At 47.7% G+C, this 18,868-nt stretch carries 20 protein-coding genes; 6 read left to right on the top strand and 14 right to left on the bottom strand.

The window, feature by feature from the left end:
• The 7 genes from HP568_RS28475 to rph all read right to left on the bottom strand — a co-directional run.
• The coding region (locus tag HP568_RS28475; protein WP_173630873.1) for an ATP-binding protein at positions 1–585 on the bottom strand (585 nt) is incomplete at its 3' end.
• 196 nt (positions 586–781) lie between these two features.
• Entirely contained in the window at positions 782–2,047 is a 1,266-nt protein-coding gene (gene clpX, locus HP568_RS28480) for an ATP-dependent protease ATP-binding subunit ClpX (RefSeq protein ID WP_007722243.1), read from the bottom strand.
• 20 nt (positions 2,048–2,067) lie between these two features.
• The gene (gene clpP, locus HP568_RS28485) at positions 2,068–2,649 is read right to left on the bottom strand and encodes an ATP-dependent Clp endopeptidase proteolytic subunit ClpP (RefSeq protein WP_007722241.1); all 582 of its coding nucleotides are present in this window, start codon (positions 2,647–2,649) and stop codon (positions 2,068–2,070) included.
• Positions 2,650–2,781: 132 nt separating this feature from the next.
• Complete coding sequence (gene tig, locus HP568_RS28490; protein WP_048032071.1) at positions 2,782–4,074, bottom strand: trigger factor; 1,293 nt, start codon at positions 4,072–4,074, stop codon at positions 2,782–2,784.
• Between the two features lie 125 nt (positions 4,075–4,199).
• Positions 4,200–4,739 carry a metallophosphoesterase family protein gene (locus HP568_RS28495; protein ID WP_048032070.1) on the bottom strand — a complete coding sequence of 180 codons (540 nt, stop codon included), beginning with the start codon at positions 4,737–4,739 and terminating at the stop codon, positions 4,200–4,202.
• Positions 4,740–4,769: 30 nt separating this feature from the next.
• Positions 4,770–5,363, bottom strand: coding sequence for an XTP/dITP diphosphatase (locus HP568_RS28500; protein ID WP_048032069.1), 594 nt, complete (start codon positions 5,361–5,363; stop codon positions 4,770–4,772).
• On the bottom strand, positions 5,356–6,117 hold the full coding sequence (rph, locus tag HP568_RS28505; RefSeq protein ID WP_048032068.1) for a ribonuclease PH: 762 nt from the start codon (positions 6,115–6,117) through the stop codon (positions 5,356–5,358). Before rph ends, HP568_RS28500 begins: the two co-directional genes overlap by 8 nt.
• 214 nt (positions 6,118–6,331) lie before the next feature.
• Here rph and HP568_RS28510 point away from each other — a divergent pair, with 214 nt between their 5' ends.
• Entirely contained in the window at positions 6,332–7,579 is a 1,248-nt protein-coding gene (locus HP568_RS28510; protein WP_173630862.1) for an MFS transporter, read from the top strand.
• A 19-nt stretch (positions 7,580–7,598) separates the two neighbouring features.
• Here HP568_RS28510 and HP568_RS28515 read toward each other — a convergent pair whose 3' ends face one another.
• Both HP568_RS28515 and racE read right to left on the bottom strand, forming a co-directional pair.
• On the bottom strand, positions 7,599–8,651 hold the full coding sequence (locus HP568_RS28515; protein WP_048032066.1) for a GerMN domain-containing protein: 1,053 nt from the start codon (positions 8,649–8,651) through the stop codon (positions 7,599–7,601).
• Between the two features lie 97 nt (positions 8,652–8,748).
• Positions 8,749–9,561 (bottom strand): glutamate racemase, encoded by an 813-nt coding sequence (racE, locus tag HP568_RS28520; RefSeq protein ID WP_048032065.1) that lies wholly within the window; start codon positions 9,559–9,561, stop codon positions 8,749–8,751.
• A 170-nt stretch (positions 9,562–9,731) separates the two neighbouring features.
• On the opposite strand from racE, the gene HP568_RS28525 reads away from it, so the two are divergent.
• Positions 9,732–10,766 carry a superoxide dismutase gene (locus HP568_RS28525; RefSeq protein ID WP_173630863.1) on the top strand — a complete coding sequence of 345 codons (1,035 nt, stop codon included), beginning with the start codon at positions 9,732–9,734 and terminating at the stop codon, positions 10,764–10,766.
• 81 nt (positions 10,767–10,847) lie between these two features.
• On the opposite strand, the gene HP568_RS28530 is transcribed toward HP568_RS28525, so the two are convergent.
• On the bottom strand, positions 10,848–11,954 hold the full coding sequence (locus tag HP568_RS28530; RefSeq protein ID WP_173630864.1) for a peptidylprolyl isomerase: 1,107 nt from the start codon (positions 11,952–11,954) through the stop codon (positions 10,848–10,850).
• Positions 11,955–12,195: 241 nt separating this feature from the next.
• Between HP568_RS28530 and HP568_RS28535 the strand changes: the two genes are divergently transcribed.
• From HP568_RS28535 to HP568_RS28550, 4 genes are all read left to right on the top strand, one after another.
• Positions 12,196–12,945: a Gmad2 immunoglobulin-like domain-containing protein gene (locus HP568_RS28535; protein WP_173630865.1), complete on the top strand. Its 750-nt coding sequence runs from the start codon at positions 12,196–12,198 to the stop codon at positions 12,943–12,945.
• A gap of 103 nt (positions 12,946–13,048) precedes the next feature.
• Complete coding sequence (locus HP568_RS28540; protein WP_048032061.1) at positions 13,049–13,567, top strand: sigma-70 family RNA polymerase sigma factor; 519 nt, start codon at positions 13,049–13,051, stop codon at positions 13,565–13,567.
• Positions 13,551–14,492, top strand: a complete 942-nt coding sequence (locus tag HP568_RS28545) for a DUF4179 domain-containing protein (RefSeq protein ID WP_309142243.1) — start codon at positions 13,551–13,553, stop codon at positions 14,490–14,492. The genes HP568_RS28540 and HP568_RS28545 overlap by 17 nt, the downstream gene beginning before the upstream one ends.
• A gap of 151 nt (positions 14,493–14,643) precedes the next feature.
• Positions 14,644–15,090 (top strand): acetyltransferase, encoded by a 447-nt coding sequence (locus tag HP568_RS28550; RefSeq protein WP_173630866.1) that lies wholly within the window; start codon positions 14,644–14,646, stop codon positions 15,088–15,090.
• Between the two features lie 273 nt (positions 15,091–15,363).
• On the opposite strand, the gene HP568_RS28555 is transcribed toward HP568_RS28550, so the two are convergent.
• From HP568_RS28555 to HP568_RS28570, 4 genes are read right to left on the bottom strand one after another with little or no spacing between them, the layout of a single operon-like run.
• Entirely contained in the window at positions 15,364–15,531 is a 168-nt protein-coding gene (locus tag HP568_RS28555; protein WP_217366829.1) for a hypothetical protein, read from the bottom strand.
• Positions 15,528–16,088 (bottom strand): MauE/DoxX family redox-associated membrane protein, encoded by a 561-nt coding sequence (locus HP568_RS28560; protein WP_173630867.1) that lies wholly within the window; start codon positions 16,086–16,088, stop codon positions 15,528–15,530. The genes HP568_RS28555 and HP568_RS28560 overlap by 4 nt, the downstream gene beginning before the upstream one ends.
• Positions 16,089–16,103: 15 nt before the next feature.
• The gene (locus HP568_RS28565; protein ID WP_173630868.1) at positions 16,104–17,888 is read right to left on the bottom strand and encodes an ABC transporter ATP-binding protein; all 1,785 of its coding nucleotides are present in this window, start codon (positions 17,886–17,888) and stop codon (positions 16,104–16,106) included.
• Positions 17,885–18,400, bottom strand: a complete 516-nt coding sequence (locus HP568_RS28570; protein WP_254551596.1) for a TlpA family protein disulfide reductase — start codon at positions 18,398–18,400, stop codon at positions 17,885–17,887. The genes HP568_RS28565 and HP568_RS28570 overlap by 4 nt, the downstream gene beginning before the upstream one ends.
• Between the last annotated feature and the right edge of the window lie 468 nt (positions 18,401–18,868).

Here is an 18,868-nt window from a genome sequence, read left to right on the forward strand (position 1 = left end):
CACAGGATGAAGTTCCCCTATTTCATCAAGAAAAAGCATGCCACCGTGCGCTTTCGTCACAGCGCCTGGCTTTGGTTGCGGGATACCCGCCTGCCCAAGCGAGCCTGCCCCTTGATAAATCGGATCATGTACAGAACCGATTAACGGGTCAGCAATCCCGCGCTCATCAAAACGAGCAATCGTCGCATCGATTTCAATAAACTTGGCATCAGAAGAAAACGGCGATAGCTGATTTTTCTTCGCTTCTTCCAACACGACCCTAGCCGCTGCGGTCTTGCCTACACCAGGTGGCCCATAAATAATGACATGCTGTGGGTTGGGACCACACAAAGCGGCACGCAACGCACGAAGCCCATCTTCCTGTCCGACAATTTCTTCCAAAGTCGCTGGTCTTGTTCTCTCTGACAGAGGCTCTGTCAACGCAACCATTCTCATTTTACGAATGGAATCAAGATCCTTGCGTGATTCCTTTTCGGTTGAGGTTTTCGTGTTTCTCTGCGCTCGCAGCAAGTTCCAAAAGTAGGTGCCGATCACGATACCAACAACCACTTCAATGACAGCAATGACCAATGTCGTATAGTCCATATGCAGTCCCTCCCATGCGTCTTCGCTTGCGGTCAGCTTTTGTCCCCCGAAGTGAGGGAACACGTTCATGACCGTTTTGTGCATATGTAAAGCTTCTCTTGAACGATATCAAGTAGTATTGCCCCGCAAGCGTAGACGTAAACCAACAACAAAAAAACCACCTCGCTTATCACGAGATGGTCTGTGTAGACAATACTTATGCTGTTTCTTCGTGCAATTCCTGGCCTTCTTTGGTCAACAGTTGCGGCTTCACTTTGTCGCGAACCGTTTCTTCAGTAATGACGCACTTGTTGACGTCTTCTCTGGAAGGCAGTTCATACATCATGTCGAGCATGATTTGTTCGATAATCGCACGCAGTCCGCGCGCACCAGTATTGCGCTTAATCGCTTCTTTGGCGATTTGCATGAGCGCACCGTTATCGAACTCCAGCTCAACACCGTCGAGACTCAGCAGTTTTTGGTACTGTTTCACCAAAGAGTTTTTCGGCTCTGTCAGGATACGCACAAGCGTCTCCTCATCCAGTGGCTCCAGAGTAGCAAGTACTGGCAAACGACCGACGAACTCCGGAATCAGACCAAATTTCAGCAGGTCTTCCGGCAAAATGTATTTCAGGTATTCTCCGGCTTTCAGATCGCCTTTTACGCCATCGCCGAAGTCTGCACCAAAACCGATGACTTTTTTACCCAAACGACGCTTGATAATCTGCTCGACGCCATCAAATGCACCACCGCAGATGAACAAAATGTTCGACGTGTCGATTTGGATGAACTCTTGATGAGGATGCTTGCGTCCGCCTTGTGGTGGAACACTCGCAACCGTCCCCTCCAAAATTTTCAAAAGCGCTTGCTGAACGCCTTCACCAGATACATCACGCGTGATCGATGGGTTTTCCGATTTGCGGGCTACCTTATCAATCTCGTCGATGTAAATGATTCCTTTTTCAGCCTTCTCAACATCATAGTCAGCAGCCTGAATGAGCTTGAGCAAGATGTTTTCAACGTCTTCACCCACATAGCCTGCTTCTGTCAGAGAAGTTGCGTCCGCAATCGCGAAAGGTACATTCAGAATGCGCGCCAATGTTTGCGCGAGCAATGTTTTTCCGCTACCAGTCGGACCGATCAGCATGATGTTGGATTTTTGCAGCTCCACATCCTCGATCTTCGCCCCGGAATTAATCCGTTTGTAGTGGTTGTACACCGCTACAGACAAGGACTTCTTCGCCATATCCTGACCAATGACATAGTCATCCAAGATTTTGCGAATTTCCACTGGCTTTGGAATTTCTTTCATATCGATTTCTTCTTCAGTGCCCAGTTCTTCCTGTACAATTTCATTGCACAGTTCGATACATTCGTCACAAATGTAAACACCAGGACCAGCTACCAGCTTGCGCACCTGTTCCTGGGACTTGCCGCAGAAGGAACACTTCAGTTGGCCTTTGTCGTCGTTAAACTTAAACATGCGCTTCACCTCACAACGGGTCAGTTTTTGCGTTCAATAATAGAGTCAATCAATCCGTAGGCCTTTGCTTCTTCTGCACTCATGAAATTGTCGCGGTCTGTATCTTGCTCTACGCGTTCATAAGGCTGACCTGTCCGCTCAGACAAGATCTCATTTAGCTGGCGCTTCGTTTTCATAATCCACTCCGCATGAATGCGAATGTCTTCTGCTTGGCCACGCACACCACCGAGCGGTTGGTGAATCATCACTTCGGCATTTGGAAGAGCGAAACGCTTGCCTTTTGCACCCGCAGCCAACAGGAACGCACCCATGCTGGCAGCCATGCCCACACAAATCGTGGACACATCCGGTTTGATGTACTGCATGGTGTCATAGATGGCCATTCCTGCTGTAACAGAACCACCTGGAGAGTTTATGTATAGCGATATGTCTTTGTCCGGATCTTCTGCCTGCAAGAAAAGTAGCTGAGCAACAACAAGATTGGCGATTTCATCATCAATCTCGGTGCCCAAGAGAATAATCCGGTCTTTCAGGAGGCGCGAGTAAATATCATAGGAGCGCTCGCCCCTGCTTGTTTGCTCGATGACCATAGGGATTAACATTATGTATTTTCCTCCTTTGCCGAAAAAAGTCAATGGTGGAAAAACAAGGCACGATACACTCGTGCCTTGTGGTCTTGACAGCCAGCGCTCAGGGTTAGCCTGCCCACTGACCAATCATGCGTTCTTCTAAGCTTATGCTGTTACTTTGCTTTCTGCAACCAGCAAATCTACTGTTTTGCGAGTTTGCACATCGCGGTACAGAGCAGCCATGCCATCTTGTGCAGAGAAGATTTTGCGCAGCTCATCAGCTGGGCGGCCGTATACACCAGCCAGTTTATCCAGTTCTGCGTTTACGTCTTCTTCTGTTGCTTCGATGTTTTCTGCTTTGCCGATTGCTTCCAAAGTCAGGGAAGTGCGAACGCGGGATGTTGCGTCTGCACGCAATTGATCACGCAGTTGGCTCTCATCCATGCCGGAGAACTGGTAGTACAGTTCCAGCGTCATGCCTTGGTATTGCAGACGTTGACCAAATTCATTTACCATTTGATCCAATTCATGCTCAACCATTACTGCTGGCAAATCGATCTCAGCGTTTTCAGCTGCTTTCAGAACGAGCTGCTCACGAACATATTGATCTTTTTCTTGCGCTGTTTTTTCTTCGAGTTTTTTCTTGGTGTCTGCTTTCAGCTCTTCCAGCGTGTCGAACTCGCTCACATCTTTGGCAAACTCATCATCCAAAGCAGGCAGGTTTTTGCGCTTCAGGCTGTTCAGCTTCACTTTGAATACCGCTTCTTTACCAGCGAGGTTAGGAGAGTGGTACTCTTCAGGGAAAGTTACGGTAATTTCTTTTTCTTCGCCGATGTTCAAGCCAGCCAGTTGCTCTTCGAACCCTGCGATGAAAGTACCGGAACCCAGTTCCAGAGAGTAATCTTCCGCTTTACCGCCTTCAAAAGCTACTCCGTCTTGGAAGCCTTCGAAATCGATTACAGCGATATCGCCTGTTTGTGCGGCACCCTCTTCTACTGCAACGAGCTCAGCATGACGCTCTTGCATACGCTTCAGTTCAGCGTCAACGCTCTCTTCTGTTACAGAGAAGTCTTTTTCTTCGATGGACAGACCTTTGTAGTCGCCCAGCTTTACTTCAGGCTTCACAGTTACAGTCGCTTTGAAGATCAGGTTTTTCCCTTGTTCCATTTGCGTTACGTCTACTTCTGGACGATCTACTGGCTCGATACCAGCTTCACGAACAGCTTGTCCGTATGCAGTTGGAAGCAGAATGTCAAGAGCGTCTTGGTACAGAGATTCTACACCAAAACGGGATTCGAACATTTTGCGTGGTACTTTTCCTTTACGGAATCCTGGAACTTGAACTTTTTGAACCACTTTTTTAAACGCTTGATCTAATGCTGCGTCTACTTGCGTAGCATCTACTTCAACCGTCAGGACTCCCTGGTTATTCTCTACCTTTTCCCAATTTGCTGCCACGTAAACTTCCCCTCCTAAATCGAATCAACAGAACATCGCCAGCCGCGCCATGGTATCTTCGCAGGCTCGGATGATAATATTCTAGCCATTATAACCATTCTAGTATAGCACAAATCTTTTAGTTTTCAAGAAGACCTGATTGGTCGACGAACAGAATAGTTCCCTCCCAATTGTGAAACCAGGTTGCCTACATGATCATAAAACGCCACTGATATGTAAACTTCTGTCGGACTCGTTCCTGTCTCTTCTAAATGAGCATATGTCGGTACGTGGAAACCGCGCGGCATTTGCAGGCTGCCCGGATTCAGAAACAAGATGTCTCTCTCTACGCCACAGACAGGTACATGAGAGTGACCGAATACGACTACATTTGCTCCGACCTCTTCTGCACGGTAATGAAGGCGCAGAAGAGAGCCTTTTACTCCGAAAAGATGTCCGTGCGTTTGCAGGATGTGAAGGTCTCGCCATTCGGTCTCTTGCTCAGTCGGCACCTCTTCTGTCGAATCGCAATTGCCTCGGACAAGCGTCATGTTGGAAAACGGCTCGCGCTGATGGTCGACACAAAAATCGCCACAATGCAAAATTTTTTCGACATGATGTCGGTTGACGACCTGGCTTACTTCCCGAACCAAGCCGTGGCTATCGCTCATGATGAGAATTCCCATCACACCTCACTCTCCTGTTTTCTCTCTTGTCTACTTGATAATTTCAAGCAGTTGTTGCATGGCACGAGCGCGGTGGCTGATCTGGTTCTTTTCTTCTGGCATGAGTTCGGCCATCATTTTGTCCATCGATGGGATGTAGAATACCGGATCATATCCGAAGCCGTTTGTACCTTTTGGCTCACGCGCGATCACGCCCTCACAAGCGCCAGTGGCAATGATTGGCTCTTCGCCCGGAATCACCAACGCCAACGTACAACGGAAGCGAGCTGTGCGTTCCTGCGTCGACACCTCTTCCAGCTCTTTCAACAATTTACGCCAATTCTGCTCGTCTGTTGCATCTTCCCCGGCAAAGCGCGCGGAGTAAACGCCAGGGCGTCCTTCCAGCGCATCTACTTCCAGACCAGAATCGTCACCGAGGGCGGGCATATTCAAGTATGTAGAGATTTCGATTGCTTTTTTCAGGGCATTTCCTTCGAAGGTGTCCTTGTCTTCTACTACCTCTGGCACACCGTCAAATTCAGCGAGGCTAATTCCTTCCCAGCCTGCATCTGCAAACAGCCTGTTGAATTCTTTCACTTTTCCCTGGTTACGTGTTGCGAGAACGACTTTTTTTCGATTAGGCATGACTTTCCTCCGCTACTGATTGTGCAAAAGAGAGCGTAACATCTGCGAGCGCCTCTTTTTGACTGTTAATCAAGTTGTCAATGCCGACTTTTGCAAGGGCAATCATTTCTTGTAGCTGTTCAGGTGAAAACGGAGCATCCTCCCCTGTTCCTTGCAGCTCGACGAACTTTCCTTTTCCCGTCATAACGACATTCATGTCGACAATCGCTGTAGAATCTTCTTTGTAGTTGAGATCGAGCACTGCTTCCTCGCCGACTACTCCTACGGAGGTGGCTGCCAGGAAGTCGTTGAGCGGCAACTGTTTCCAGGTGCCACTATCCACCAGCTTTTGCATCGCGTCTACCATTGCTACGAAGGCTCCAGTAATCGAAGCTGTCCGTGTACCTCCGTCTGCCTGAATGACATCGCAATCCAACCAAATGGTGCGTTCACCCATTGCTTCCAGGTTCACAACGGAGCGTAGAGCACGTCCGATCAGACGCTGAATTTCCATTGTTCGTCCGCCGACTTTTCCTTTGGACGACTCACGCGCGTTGCGGGTCGCTGTTGCTCGGGGAAGCATGGAATACTCGGCTGTGATCCAGCCCTTCCCGCCACCACGCATAAAAGGCGGTACCCGGTCCTCCAAAGTCGCCGTACAAATCACCTTTGTGTCTCCGACTTCAATCAGGCACGATCCTTCTGCGTGTTTAATGTAATTGCGCGTAATCGTTACAGGGCGCAATTGATCATGGGCACGGCCATCCACTCTCATTCCAAGTTCCTCCTAAATCGCTTTGTTACACTCCGCTCATTATACCAGAGGCAGGAAACGATCTGCCACTGCACAAACGCCTCTTCCTTATTTACGTCAATTGCAAATATTCTTGTCACTTCCTCCCTCATACAAAAATTACTTGCGTCCATCAATCAATTTAAATATCATCTAATTAGATATTCAATTAATTTGATTGTAGGTGAATCTGCTTATGAGCTTCCTGTTTCTCTTGAAAAAGCCGAATTTACGGCGTCTTTTAACGGCCAATTTCTTAAGCGGAATCGGAGATTGGTTTAACAGCGTTGCTGTGCTCGCCTTGCTGCTCGAAATAACAGGAACAGCTATCGCTGTGGGCATTACCCTCGCACTACGTACGCTGCCTCACTTGATTTTTGGTCCGCTTGGTGGTCTAATGGCAGACCGTTTTGATCGAAAAAAAGTGATGGTCGCCTGTGATCTCGTTCGCGGATTCATTGCTCTTTCATTTCTGTTGGTGTCAGAAAAGTCAGATTTGTGGATCGTCTATGAGGGGACGTTCTTGTTGGTTGCCTTTTCGTCGCTCTACAATCCGGCTCGAATGTCCCTGCTCCCCAAAATCGTTGACCCTGAGGAATTGGCGACGGCGAACGCACTTGATCAAAGTACCTTTGGAATTGTCATGGCCATCGGTTCGTTGATCGGCGGTATTTTTGTTGCACTCTGGGGAAGTGATCTGGCTTTTCTTTTCAATGCCCTCTCCTTTTTCGCCTCGGCTCTGTTTCTGGCTAGGCTGAAGGTACCCGCCTCCCCAAACGACTCCGTTACTAACGTGCAATTGCGGCAGGCTGCTAAAGTCTCTACCTACGGAGAGGTGATCCGCGCCATCACATCCACACCGATTGTGTACGCCATCTTGTTGCTAAAAGCCGTATGGCCAATCGGCGGGGGGATTATCAATGTCCTGATCAGTGTCTATGCCTATCAAGTGTTTTCTGCCGGTGAATGGGGAATTGGTCTGTTGTATGGTGCAATCGGACTTGGCTTCATCATCGGGGGGATGCTCGCTCAGCGCTTTCAACGATACTTTAACGAAGTGGCTGCGAGCAGCTTCGCTTTGGAAGGCTTTGCACTGCTATTGACCAGCTTTTCACCCACGATTTATGTAACGGCACTGTTCTTTGCGCTCTCCACCGTCGCGGGAGGAATGGGGAACGCCAGCCTGAATACGTTGATCATGCGCCATGTCACCCCCAGCTACCATGGCAGAGTATTTGCCTTGGATGCGACGATCTCAAACATCCTGATCGGTCTGTCCATGCTCCTTGGCGGTTGGATTCTGACGATGGCAGACCCACGCATAGTCGGCTTTGTGGCAGGTCTTTTTGTCACGATCCCATCGCTTGTGCTTGGACTTGTTATTCGGAGGGCCGTACGCGCTAGTGACGACGTACAATTGGCGAACAAAAACCACGCTCGTTAATACGGGCGTGGCTCGTTTCTTACATCTGTATGGGATTGAGTTGAATCGGGCGGCTCACTGGCTTGGTGAACTCGCCACTGGCTAGCGGTTTCCCTTCCACCAGCAGCTGCACTTGCTTGGCTCCTGTCGTTTCTGTCAATGACAAGACAAGCGATTGCAGGGCTTCTGGGCTCGCTTCCTTGCCATCGTCATACTTGAGGATGTCACTGCTCAAATTGACCGTCACCAAATCTTTTTCCTGCTTCACATCCAGAACACGTGTCGTACGGAGCAAGGAACTAAAGAGCTGAGATCCTTGTTTCGGTCCTTTGATCAACTCTTCTACGGTTGCTTTGGCGATATCAGCCGTTTCAGGAACCAGGCGAGTGACTGGGACATAATACGTACGTGTATCATCCAACTGTCCTTGGAAATAAACCGTTACGCTGGAGGTATCTCCTGGTACCGCCCCATCGCCCAGTTCGAGATTGACTCCTTGATTCCGGTCTAATAGCGTTATGGGTGTTTTGGCTGCTGGCATTTCCGTCAACGGCGTTCCGTTCACCCAAATTTGCACAGTTTTGACGTTGCTAAATTCCGTCAACGCCCTGGTGACTGCATCGACAATTTTCTTTTCGTCCTTCTCCTCGTACGTTTTGAAGTCTTTGGAAAAATCGACAGTGGCTACGCCGTTTTTGATGACAAGTCCTTTTACTTCTGTCCCTTTCGGCAAGACAGCGGAGAAGCCACCCTGGAGCATGCTCTCTACCGGACCACCTTTTACCATGTAGCTCAATACTTGTTTGGCGGGACCTTCTGATTTCGGAAGAGTCATCGAGACAGGAACGATATATCCGTTAGCATCCTGCAAATATACCATTCTCTCTCCAGTCTCCTGAACGACCGGTTGTGCGCCTTCTTTTGCAGCATCCGGGGACGGCGTGCCGTTTGGCAAATCAACTGATACCTCTGACTGTGGCGGTGCATCAATACTAATCGTTTCCTTTTCCGGGCCAAAGAGACCGCAGCCCGACAAAAGCACTGCGCTAACCCCCAGCACGGCCGTCATTTTCCCGATGTGCTTTATCTTCATTTCCCCAGCCTCCTCCAGACACTTTGTACTACCATGTATACGAGCTAGGCTTGGGTTTATGCGTTGAAAGTTTGTCTCGCCAGACAAGGATCTTCCATCAGGGATGGACGGATTTTTCCAATGAGTTGTGCTGGACGTTCACTTTGCAATCCAGCCATTCTTCTGCAATGGTCCGGAATGTGTGGGCGTCCCCACTCGTCACAAACAGATGTTCCGGGCGTTCTATTTGCTTGCTTTCGGCGTCCGTCGCAATTTGCAGGGACAATTCTCGCGCTGTCTCTTCAGCGGAGTTAATCAAGCGCACTCGATCTCCCATCACTTCCGAAATGACTGGTGCTAACAACGGATAGTGTGTACAGCCCAAAATTAACGTGTCCAAATCTTCGTGCAAGAACGGGGCAAGCGTTTCTTTTACAACTCTTCTTGCTTCCTCCGAGTTCGCCATGTGGCTCTCCACCAGTGGCACAAATGCGGGGCAAGCCATGCCAGCGACGTATAAATCCGGTTGAATCCGTAAAAGCGCACGCTCATACGCTTTGGTACGAATGGTCGTTTCCGTCCCGATGACACCAACCCTTCCATTTTTCGTGACTTGAACAGCCGCACGTGCGCCTGGCTCAATCACCCCAATGACGGGCAGCGGCAAATCCTCCATCGCTTCCTCCAGCACGACAGCGGTCGCAGTATTACAGGCGATCACCAATGCTTTTAACGGTGTACGCATCACATAATCGATCATTTGAAAGCTGTAGGCACGAATCTCTTCCGGCGATTTGGAGCCATACGGACAACGGGCATTATCGCCTACATAAACAATCCGTTCTTCGGGTAGCTGACGCATGACTTCCTTCGCAACAGTTAATCCTCCCACTCCTGAATCAATAACGGCAATCGCTCGTTCTCTACTCATGCTAATGTGTCTCCCCTGTTGAAATGAATATAGTACAGCATACCACTCAAACATTTGTGCTACTACCATATGCGGAGATGAAATTTCTTGTACTCCGCAAATGTCGCACCTTCTCTAGGCGCCTTTCATAATGTGGGGAGAGATGATGTGCCCACGAGGAGGAGAATCTTTTGGTAGAAGAAGCCAAGAATTTGCTGGACTGGAGCCAATGGGGCCGACAATGGATCGAGCATTTGCGAAGACACAAGCCCCTCAACCGAGAACTCGAACGGCATCTGCACAAATTCGAAGAAACATTTACACGGATCGGAAGGGAAGCATCCAAGCTGGGTTCAACACAAGAAAGCGACGAGCTACCTGCTCTCATCACTCGCGCAGAACAAGTGCAGGAGCAATTCCATCACTTTTTACGACTGGCTCAGTTGAGCGAAGATGAGGAAAATTTGGCAGGAGAAGGGAAGGAACCTGTTCAGGAATCAATGAATGCACAGCCAGCAGTGGTGGAAGAAGTACAAGTGCCTGTTGTGCCAGAACCCGTTTCCTATCCCGGTGCACGCGAGCCAGTCCGTGCAGCACGCCCCGTAGCTGTCGGCCGACATACCCTCCCTCCGCTTCCTTATGCCTACAACGCATTGGAGCCGTACATCGATGAAGCTACCATGCAAATCCATCACACCAAACTGCACCAGAAGTATGTGGACGATCTCAATACAGCAGAACGGAAGCTGGCAGAGGCTCGAGAAAGCGGCAACTTCGATCTCATACGCCATTGGGAACGCGAGCTAGCCTTTAATGGGGCCGGTCATTACTTGCATACGATCTTTTGGCCATCCATGAGTCCAAATGGCGGTGGCACACCTTCTGGTGATCTTGCAGCGGCAATCAATCGGTATTTCGGATCGTATGACGCCTTTAAGAGACAATTTGGTCAGGCGGCAAAAAAGGTAGAAGGTCCTGGGTGGGCGATCCTCGTTTGGTCCCCTCGAACACATCATCTGGAGATTCTTACAGCCGAAAAGCACCAGAACCTGTCACAATGGGATGTGATTCCGCTACTGGCGCTGGACGTATGGGAGCATGCCTATTTCCTGGCGTATCAAAACCAGCGAGACAAGTATGTAGAAAACTGGTGGAATATCGTCAATTGGCCATATGTGGAAGAGCGATTCGAGAAAGCACGAAAACTGCGCTGGGAGCCTTATTGACTTGTATCTCCCCTTCATTGACAAACCCCCGTCATCCCAAATGACAGGAATGAGAGGGGGTTTTTGCTTTGCTGGCGGAACTTATTCGTTATAGGGGACGAATTCGATCTTTTGTACCTTGATCGGATTTTGGAGGGGTTTGGCATTCTCATCTGTTTTCTGGGCAGCGATCTTGTCTACCACTTCCATCCCTGCAAATACATGACCAAAAACAGTGTGGCGATTGTCGAGGTAAGCTCGTCCGCCAATTTCTTTATACTTCGCTTCTGCGTTCAGTGGTAGCGCCGACAAATCGAGGTACTCCTGATCTACCTTCGGGCTTTGTACAATGTAGAAATGCGTGCTGTTCGTATTCGGTCCAGCGTTCCCCATACTGAGCGCTCCCCTGAAGTTGAACAGATCCCGGCTAAACTCGTCTTCAAACGAATCGCCGTAAATACTCGGCAGCTCCTTGCCGTCCGGCCCTTTCAAATCTCCCGCCTGAATCATGAAATCGTTGATCACACGGTGAAAAATCATATTGTTGTATTGCCCTTTTTTCGAGAGAGTCTTAAAGTTTTCCACTGCTTTTGGAGCTTTGTTCGGGAACAGTCTCAGCTTGATCACACCGGCATCAGTCGTGATCACGCATACTTCTTCACCTTTGCGTGGCTTCTCCAACTGAAACAGCTTCACATCTGACACATCGATGCCAGAGTCCTGCCAAATGACGCCCCACGCCTTCCAGTTCACCGGGTCTGTCCCGAGTCTGGCCAAGCCGAGATAATCCGTTTTTTCAATGGCCTTGTTATCTGCGGTATACCCGACGTATTTGAATTTCACAATCGCGCGGTAGTTATTGTAAGCGTCCTCCTTCGTGACGGTGTACAGCTTGTCTACTTTTGCTTCGATCACCTGAATGTTTTTGTATTGCGCCAATCCTTCTACATAGGTTTTCATCGCAAAATTCGTCAAGGAGTCATCTGCCACCAGCTTTGCTATCTCAGCAGGATTGGATCGTTGCTTTACCAAGGACGCTATGAAATCACCCACTTCCTGCTTATCTCCCCCATGTGGACGGAACTGGTTGACCTGGACTTCGTTACGATAATCATGAATAGCGTTTGCAGCAGCTTGTTGGACAAAAGTCGGACTCAGTAACGGAATTGCAATACTTGCAACGACCGCTAGAGAAACGAGTTTCTTCATTCTTTCCGCCCCCACTAATAGAAGATTGTTCCATAAAAACAGTATAGCTCAATCTGCGAATCGATGTCTGAAATATTTTAAAAATTCTGCTAAATAGAGCAAGAAGTTCCCGTTTTTTCCCATAAAATCTCTTGCGTCTTTTTGCGTCCCTCCCCCGTCTAACCCATGTAAACTTCATGAAGCTACAACAAAAAAACAATTAATCATAACGGCCATATGCCATATAAGGGAGAAACTCACCATGAATAAAAAAACGATCACTGTATTTGCGGCTTCTATTTTGACTTGCTCTGTTTTTGCTGGAGTTCTCGGCACGACTTGGGCTAACCAGGCTACTCCCCCAGCAACCACGCAGCAAGAAACAAAAGCAAACGAAGCAGCCAAGCAGAATATGTTCCGGAATATCAAACTAGCGGAGCCTGCTCTCTTGTACACCTTAAAAGGGGAAGCAAGTGTTTTTGAAGGAACGTACCAATACGCAGTCAAGCAAGGGAAGCACGTCTTGGCAAAAGGGTACGGCACTGCTTCAAAAGGTGGCCCGGAATGGGGAACTTTTGCGCAAACGATTAAGATTGCAAGAAGTGAGCTGATCGGAAACGAGCCCTTGATGCTCGAGATGTTTGAAATCAATGAAGAGAATGGCGCGATCATTAACAAGCTTTCGATTCCATTAGATAGCTCCGATACAGTAAAAAACACCAAAGTTTTTCGTAACCTGAAGCTTGCGGCACCGTCTGTCGTGTATACCGTATCTGGCGAAGCTAGCGTTTTCGAAGGCACCTATCAGTATGCCGTGAAGCAAGGCGAACAGGTCGTTGCCATAGGCTTTGGAACAGCATCGAAAGGCGGCCTGGAATGGGGTGAATTCTCCAAGGAGATTGTCATTCCGCTGAGCAATCTGTCCAAAAATAAGCCAAGCACCCTCGAACTGTTTGAAATCGATCAAGAAAGCGGCGCAATGAAAAATAAAATGGTGCTTCCATTGAAGTAAGGAGAAAAAGGAACTACGCTCCCGCAGTGTGTCTATCACTGCGGGATTATTTTCGGGTAGAAGGAAGAACCTAACGTATTCAGTAAGGAGGGTGTGCAGTATCGTGAATCAAACTGAACTGGCACAGAGAGCCATTTCCGGTGATGAAGACAGCTTTACGCTTCTGATCCAAGAGAATAGAGAAAAAATATATCGCATGGCTTTTACTTATGTACGAAACAAGGAAGACGCACTGGAAATCGTACAGGAAACTGTCTACCGCGCCTTCATCTCTGTACACAAATTAAAGCAGCCGCAATATTTTCAAACGTGGCTGACCAAAATCGCCGTCAACTGCGCATTGGATCACATTCGCAAAGCAAAAAAAGTCGTTTATATGGATAAAGAGCATGAAGGAAGCTACGAGCAGAAACCGCGGGAAGATGTCATCGACTTGCATGATGCCTTGGGCCAACTCGATGAGAAATCCCGAACGGTCATTATGCTGAGATATTTCGAAGACATGCCCATCAAGGACATTGCCGATGTGCTAGACATACCCCTCAGTTCCGTAAAGTCGATCATTTACCGCGGGCTGGAGAAATTGAAAGTGAACATTGGGGAGCGTGAATCTCTTGGATAAAAAGTTGGACGATTACAAACAAGCCTATCACGATATTGAAATTCCCGAAGAGTTGGCGGCAGTCACCCAGCAAGCCATCGATCGCGGGAAGCTTCATCGAAAACGCGCGAAAGCAAGAACCCGTTGGTTGAAGCACGCTGGCGTAAGCGCAGCTACTGTCTTTGTTCTTTTCACGGTCAGCGTGAACACGATGCCCGCTTTTGCAAGTGCTTTGGAAAACGTTCCTGGTCTCGGCAAGCTGGTGAAAATATTGCAATTCAATAAAGGCAATGCAGGCGGCGGTACTCCTCAGGATGCCGTAGATGTTAGCTTCATTACAGTCCAGAAGCAAGGAGACCAGGAAAACATCATCTTGAACTTTACCCAGGATAATGAGGTACAGCAGAACGCCAGCTCCTTCCACGTGAGTTTTACTGAATACCCGAATACGATGACGTTTGCTGTTGGTGGTGCGAGAAGATTTTCGGCTGTCAAAGATTTCGAGACATTGAAGCAAAGTCCGTATATCGAAGATGCCTACGAGATTATTTCATTGGACGATTCTCTCGTGCGGTTTAATGTGACCTTTAAGGAAGCGATTGCTTATGAGGTGAAAGAGTATAAGGAACCGGCACAGATTGTGATTACGATTTCGCCAAAAGAAGTGACGCCAGAAAAGCAGCAGCCTGTGTACTCGGTGCGGACCGCTTCCGTGCCGTATGGAGAGACGCTCGGGGCTATGGAGGAATCTCTGTTGGTCGCGGACAATATGCGAGTTTTGAAGGACAACCAAGGTGGATACTTTGTTGAGGCAGGGTATTATCGTACGGAATCTGAGGCTCGGGAGAAAATGAAGCAGTTGAAGGATGAGTTTGGGATTGTAGAGCCGTTGTTCGTGGAGAAGAGGGAGTATTTGGAGGTGCCTGGAGGGATTGTGGCGAGGTAAGCTTCCCCTTCCCTTCCCCCCTATCAATCGTCAGATTATTCTGGGAGGATAGAAAAGCTGTGAACATGATAGGAAAGTTCCTAGTGACTCTATATAATAAGCTCTCAAGAGCGCTCTTTTCTGTTTTTAATTTGAATCGGGAGGTTTCATGATGAATACCAAAACTGTTGTTTATGAAGCCAGCTATCGTGATCAATTGGTAGAGATTTGGTATCGTGCTGTTTGCCGTACTCACCATTTTTTGACGAAAGAAGATATTGCGTTTTATAAAAACATGGTAAAAAATAAAGCACTATCTGCCGTTGAAGTATGGATGGAACTAAACGAAAAGAAAGAGCCTGTAGGCTTTATTGGCCTTGATGGACCGAAAATCGAAATGCTGTTCGTTGATCCAGAATACCACGGGAAAGGGATTGGCAGCAGATTACTCGAACATGCGGAACGCAAGTATGGCCCTAATCTGAAAGTAGATGTCAACGAACAAAACGAAGGAGCTCACGCTTTCTACAAACGGTATGGGTTTGTGCAAACAGGACGATCTGAACTGGATGGTTCGGGAAGGCCGTTTCCTTTGCTTCATTTAGATTTGCAACGTTAATTTTCATTTGTTCAAAAAACAAGACTGTCTCCTGTAGTAGAATTCTCTACTTGCGAGACAGTCTTGTTCTACTTATTTGCCTGGAAAACTACCAAGGGCATTCACACAAAGGGCCATTTCTTACGCATCCTTTTTGGCATCCTGCAAATGCGCTTGCTCCTAGCTTTTGGAGTAATTTTTTGAACACGCTTATCACCTCCCGTTTTACATAAAATGTATTTATAGGAATATAATACAATATTTATATGAAAATTGAAAGCGTTTTCTGAAATTTCAAGAAGTAATATTTTTGTCGCTTCTTCTATTATTCTCTTCTGCTGCTTCCATTTTGTTAATGAACGTCCCGAGTACCTTTAATACTTGAAACAAGACGACCAAAATCGCGATGACCGTCACCCATAATACCCCGAACCCAATCATCCAGCCTGTAGACATGCTCATCCCTGCCTTTTTCGCAAAATATGTTTGAACGTACTGATTTCTCCGCTAATAGCCATGAGCAGTGAGATGCACACACTCGAAAAGAAGATAGCGATTACCCCGTTGGTGATTTCGAAACTGCCGGACATGAAATACTGGTCAACACTCGCCCAGCCCCCGCTCCATTGCCCCACATAAACGGCCAGACCGATGAATAAAAGGTTACGCAAAACAAGCTTCCACGATAAAAAATGGTTTCCCGCCATTCCGCCGCATCCGCAAGAAATCTTCTTTCTGCCTCTTGCTAGATTGATACTGATCGCAAGTGTGTACGCCCCCAGTAACAAAATCGCCAGGGACAGTCCCAGGGTTGTAAAAAGACCAAGCAGCAAGGAAATCGCTACGGTGGCTTGCAACACCAGATCAAGATACGTAAAGAGTTTGGACCACGAGTAGGGTATGATCTGATAGGCTCGCACAATGGACAAATGCGTGCCCATATCGCTTATTTTTGAGACAAACGTGCTGAGAAATAAAAATGCGAGAATCAGCCGAAACAGCAAACCAAGCTCTTCCATAACACCCCTCCTCCATTACGCAAACCATTTCGCCTGCATCCGGTACATGCGCGAATATTCTCCGTTTGCATCCATTAGCTCATCATGATGCCCTACTTCGATCAGTTGACCTTGCTTCATGACAAAAATCCGATCCGCCATTCGTGCCGCAGCCATCCGATGGGAAATAAAAATCGCCGTCTTGTTCTGTGTGAGAGCATCAAATTGTTGAAATACCTCCAGCTCTGCCTGCGGATCAAGTGCCGCCGTAGGCTCATCCAGAATAAAAATCTCTCCTCTTCTGTACAAAGCCCGAGCCAACGCGATCTTCTGCCACTGTCCGCCTGACAGGTCTTCGCCATCCTGTAGCGTCCGACCCAAAATCGTATCGTATCCACTGGGGAGCTTGCGAATAAAGGTATCTGCACCGGTCTCAACCGCTACTTGCCTCATCTGCGCGGGATTAATCTCCTGCGTCACTCTCCCAATGGTAATGTTCTCTCCAGCCGTGAAATTGTACCGAATGAAGTCTTGGAAAATGACCGTGATATTTCGTTGCAGGTCGGAAATATCGAGCTCACGAATCGACTGATTGTCGAACAGAATATCTCCCGAATGGATCGGATAAAGTCCCATCAAGCATTTGACGAGCGTCGTTTTTCCAGAGCCATTATCGCCAACAATCGCAATACGCTCCCCCGGATTAATCGTAAAGGAAACTTCATTGATCACATTGCGTTCCATTTTGGGATAGCAAAACGAAACCCGATCAAACGTAATACCAGATTGCAGCTTGCTGGGAAACTCCGCTTTGCCAGTGAGCCGCGGAATCGTTTTATCCTCATATTCCAGAAAGTCAAACAGATCAGCGATGTACAGGCATCTGTTGACAATATGTGCGAGGTTAAAGGTCATTAACGAAAGCAACTGCTGCGTATTCTGTACCGCTTGTGCAATCGCTACAAAATCCCCAACCTTCAGGGCGCTCGCACGAAGCAGCAATACGACCAATCCCAAGCAGCCAATATACATCGAGGAGGTAAATATCCCCGAGAGAATCAGCGCTTTTTCCCTGCGATGGAGGAGACGAAGTACCTCTTTCATATTTTTCAAATACAGGCGAGACCATCTACCTAGCAAAAAGTCCTTTAGCTGAAACAGTCGGACCTCTTTGGAGCTGTCCCGCTCATTCAGGATTGAGCTGATGTAAGAGGCTTCGCGAATCTCTGGCGTCTGTAGCCTTGCGAGAAAGTATTCCGACATACCAAATTTGATTTGGACGATTAAGAGTGGGATCACGGCTAACAAGCTCATCACAGCTAATCCCCAGTGAATGCTAAGCAAAAACACCGCATAGGAAATCAGAGTAATCAGATTTTTCCCGAGATCTAATACCCTTTCCACAGGGTCCAGAAAGCGTTCCCCCATTGCCTCTGCCCGGATGCGGTGGTGATGGTTGTAAAATTCCGGATCATCGAAATAAGAGAGCGGAACAGATGCTGCTTTCTTTGCTACCAAATGCTCCAGATGATATTCCAATCGTTGCTCTGTATGGGCATCGAGAACACGTAAGACCGTTTCCAACGCATTCGTCACCAGCGTCACTGAAAACAATCCCGCAAGCAGCCAAAGCAATGGCTGGTAATCATCCGTCTGATCCAGCGCAATGGCAGTGACCTCATTCACCATTTCTTTCATGATCCAGATCGTAGCCAACGGGGAAAATGCCAGGATGATTCTGAGAGCGATAGAACAAATGAGCCACAGCTTGCCATGTGCCCAAATCAAGCGAACGGTTTTTGCAAAATAAGAACGTTTCATGCTGGTTCACCTGCTAGCGCCAGGAGCTTCTTTTTGGTTTCCACGGCGGTTATCGGCTTGGCACGAATGACGTCCTGCTCATCGATTACCAAAACGCTGGGGAAATGATTGATCTTGTATGCCTCCAGCATAGGTTCGTTGCCAATTAAGACAGGGATGCCGGATATGTTGTTTTCTTGCAGCCATTGGGAAGTGGATAGTTGTTCGGATTCTGTCGAGATGATCACGGATGCATCTGTGAGTACCCTTCCCTCGGACAATAGTTCGTGTACGTGATTGGCACAGTGCCCGCAGCCTGTATGGGTGAAGTTCACGATGAGTGGACGGGGCAGATGATGTAGTTGTTGTTCTTGACCGTTTAGCGTGAGGAAAGGTAGCGATTGCAATTTGGTGCCGATTGCAGGTCCTGTTTCCGGGATGAAAGGGTGGAAGTGATGGACCTGATCTCGTGTTTGTTTTAATAGGGTGAGAACTTTTGCCAATATAAAGGCAAAGATAAGTAGAAAGATCATGTTTACGGCTATGAGCAAATCTATCGATCCCCTTCCATGCGACTCGAGATTATACGCGAGACGTAACATATTTTTACAGAGAAAATACCATATTATTCTAGTTTTGTCATTGTTTTATGGTTCAAATATGTTTGTTGGTAGGAAAAAACGGGTGGGATGCAACTGACTTTTATCGAAGGGGGACTTGGTGTAACCGTTCCCGTCGATCGTCAAAGGGTGAGGTTCTTATATAAAAAACCACATGGAGTTGTAAACTCACATGTGGTTGAAAAATTAAGATATTCTTACTTTCAGTCCCTAAAAGAGATTCCGGATCTTGATCTTTGTAATGCATTCTAACGACAATGATCACATGATTATAACCATCCTCAGGCCAATTAGTGAGACAAAGGGAGACACTATCAATGAATATCTCTACATGGTTAACATGATAATCGGGAAACTCATTCTGAAATTCTTCACATTCTT

It is taken from the genome of Brevibacillus sp. MS2.2 (genome assembly GCF_013284345.1).
Taxonomy (GTDB): Bacteria; Bacillota; Bacilli; order Brevibacillales; family Brevibacillaceae; genus Brevibacillus; species Brevibacillus brevis_C.

What these genes read in the sequence shown, in the direction of transcription:
- rph (WP_048032068.1), bottom strand. Translation starts at nt 6,117, where the DNA reads ATGAGAGTGGATGGCCGTGCCCATGATCAATTGCGCCCTGTAACGATT.
- HP568_RS28565 (WP_173630868.1), bottom strand. Translation starts at nt 17,888, where the DNA reads ATGAAACGTTCTTATTTTGCAAAAACCGTTCGCTTGATTTGGGCACAT.
- HP568_RS28510 (WP_173630862.1), top strand. Translation starts at nt 6,332, where the DNA reads ATGAGCTTCCTGTTTCTCTTGAAAAAGCCGAATTTACGGCGTCTTTTA.
- clpP (WP_007722241.1), bottom strand. Translation starts at nt 2,649, where the DNA reads ATGTTAATCCCTATGGTCATCGAGCAAACAAGCAGGGGCGAGCGCTCC.
- HP568_RS28515 (WP_048032066.1), bottom strand. Translation starts at nt 8,651, where the DNA reads ATGAAGATAAAGCACATCGGGAAAATGACGGCCGTGCTGGGGGTTAGC.
- HP568_RS28555 (WP_217366829.1), bottom strand. Translation starts at nt 15,531, where the DNA reads ATGAGCATGTCTACAGGCTGGATGATTGGGTTCGGGGTATTATGGGTG.
- HP568_RS28495 (WP_048032070.1), bottom strand. Translation starts at nt 4,739, where the DNA reads ATGGGAATTCTCATCATGAGCGATAGCCACGGCTTGGTTCGGGAAGTA.
- clpX (WP_007722243.1), bottom strand. Translation starts at nt 2,047, where the DNA reads ATGTTTAAGTTTAACGACGACAAAGGCCAACTGAAGTGTTCCTTCTGC.
- HP568_RS28530 (WP_173630864.1), bottom strand. Translation starts at nt 11,954, where the DNA reads ATGAAGAAACTCGTTTCTCTAGCGGTCGTTGCAAGTATTGCAATTCCG.
- racE (WP_048032065.1), bottom strand. Translation starts at nt 9,561, where the DNA reads ATGAGTAGAGAACGAGCGATTGCCGTTATTGATTCAGGAGTGGGAGGA.
- HP568_RS28500 (WP_048032069.1), bottom strand. Translation starts at nt 5,363, where the DNA reads ATGCCTAATCGAAAAAAAGTCGTTCTCGCAACACGTAACCAGGGAAAA.
- HP568_RS28535 (WP_173630865.1), top strand. Translation starts at nt 12,196, where the DNA reads ATGAATAAAAAAACGATCACTGTATTTGCGGCTTCTATTTTGACTTGC.
- HP568_RS28560 (WP_173630867.1), bottom strand. Translation starts at nt 16,088, where the DNA reads ATGGAAGAGCTTGGTTTGCTGTTTCGGCTGATTCTCGCATTTTTATTT.
- HP568_RS28550 (WP_173630866.1), top strand. Translation starts at nt 14,644, where the DNA reads ATGAATACCAAAACTGTTGTTTATGAAGCCAGCTATCGTGATCAATTG.
- HP568_RS28570 (WP_254551596.1), bottom strand. Translation starts at nt 18,400, where the DNA reads ATGATCTTTCTACTTATCTTTGCCTTTATATTGGCAAAAGTTCTCACC.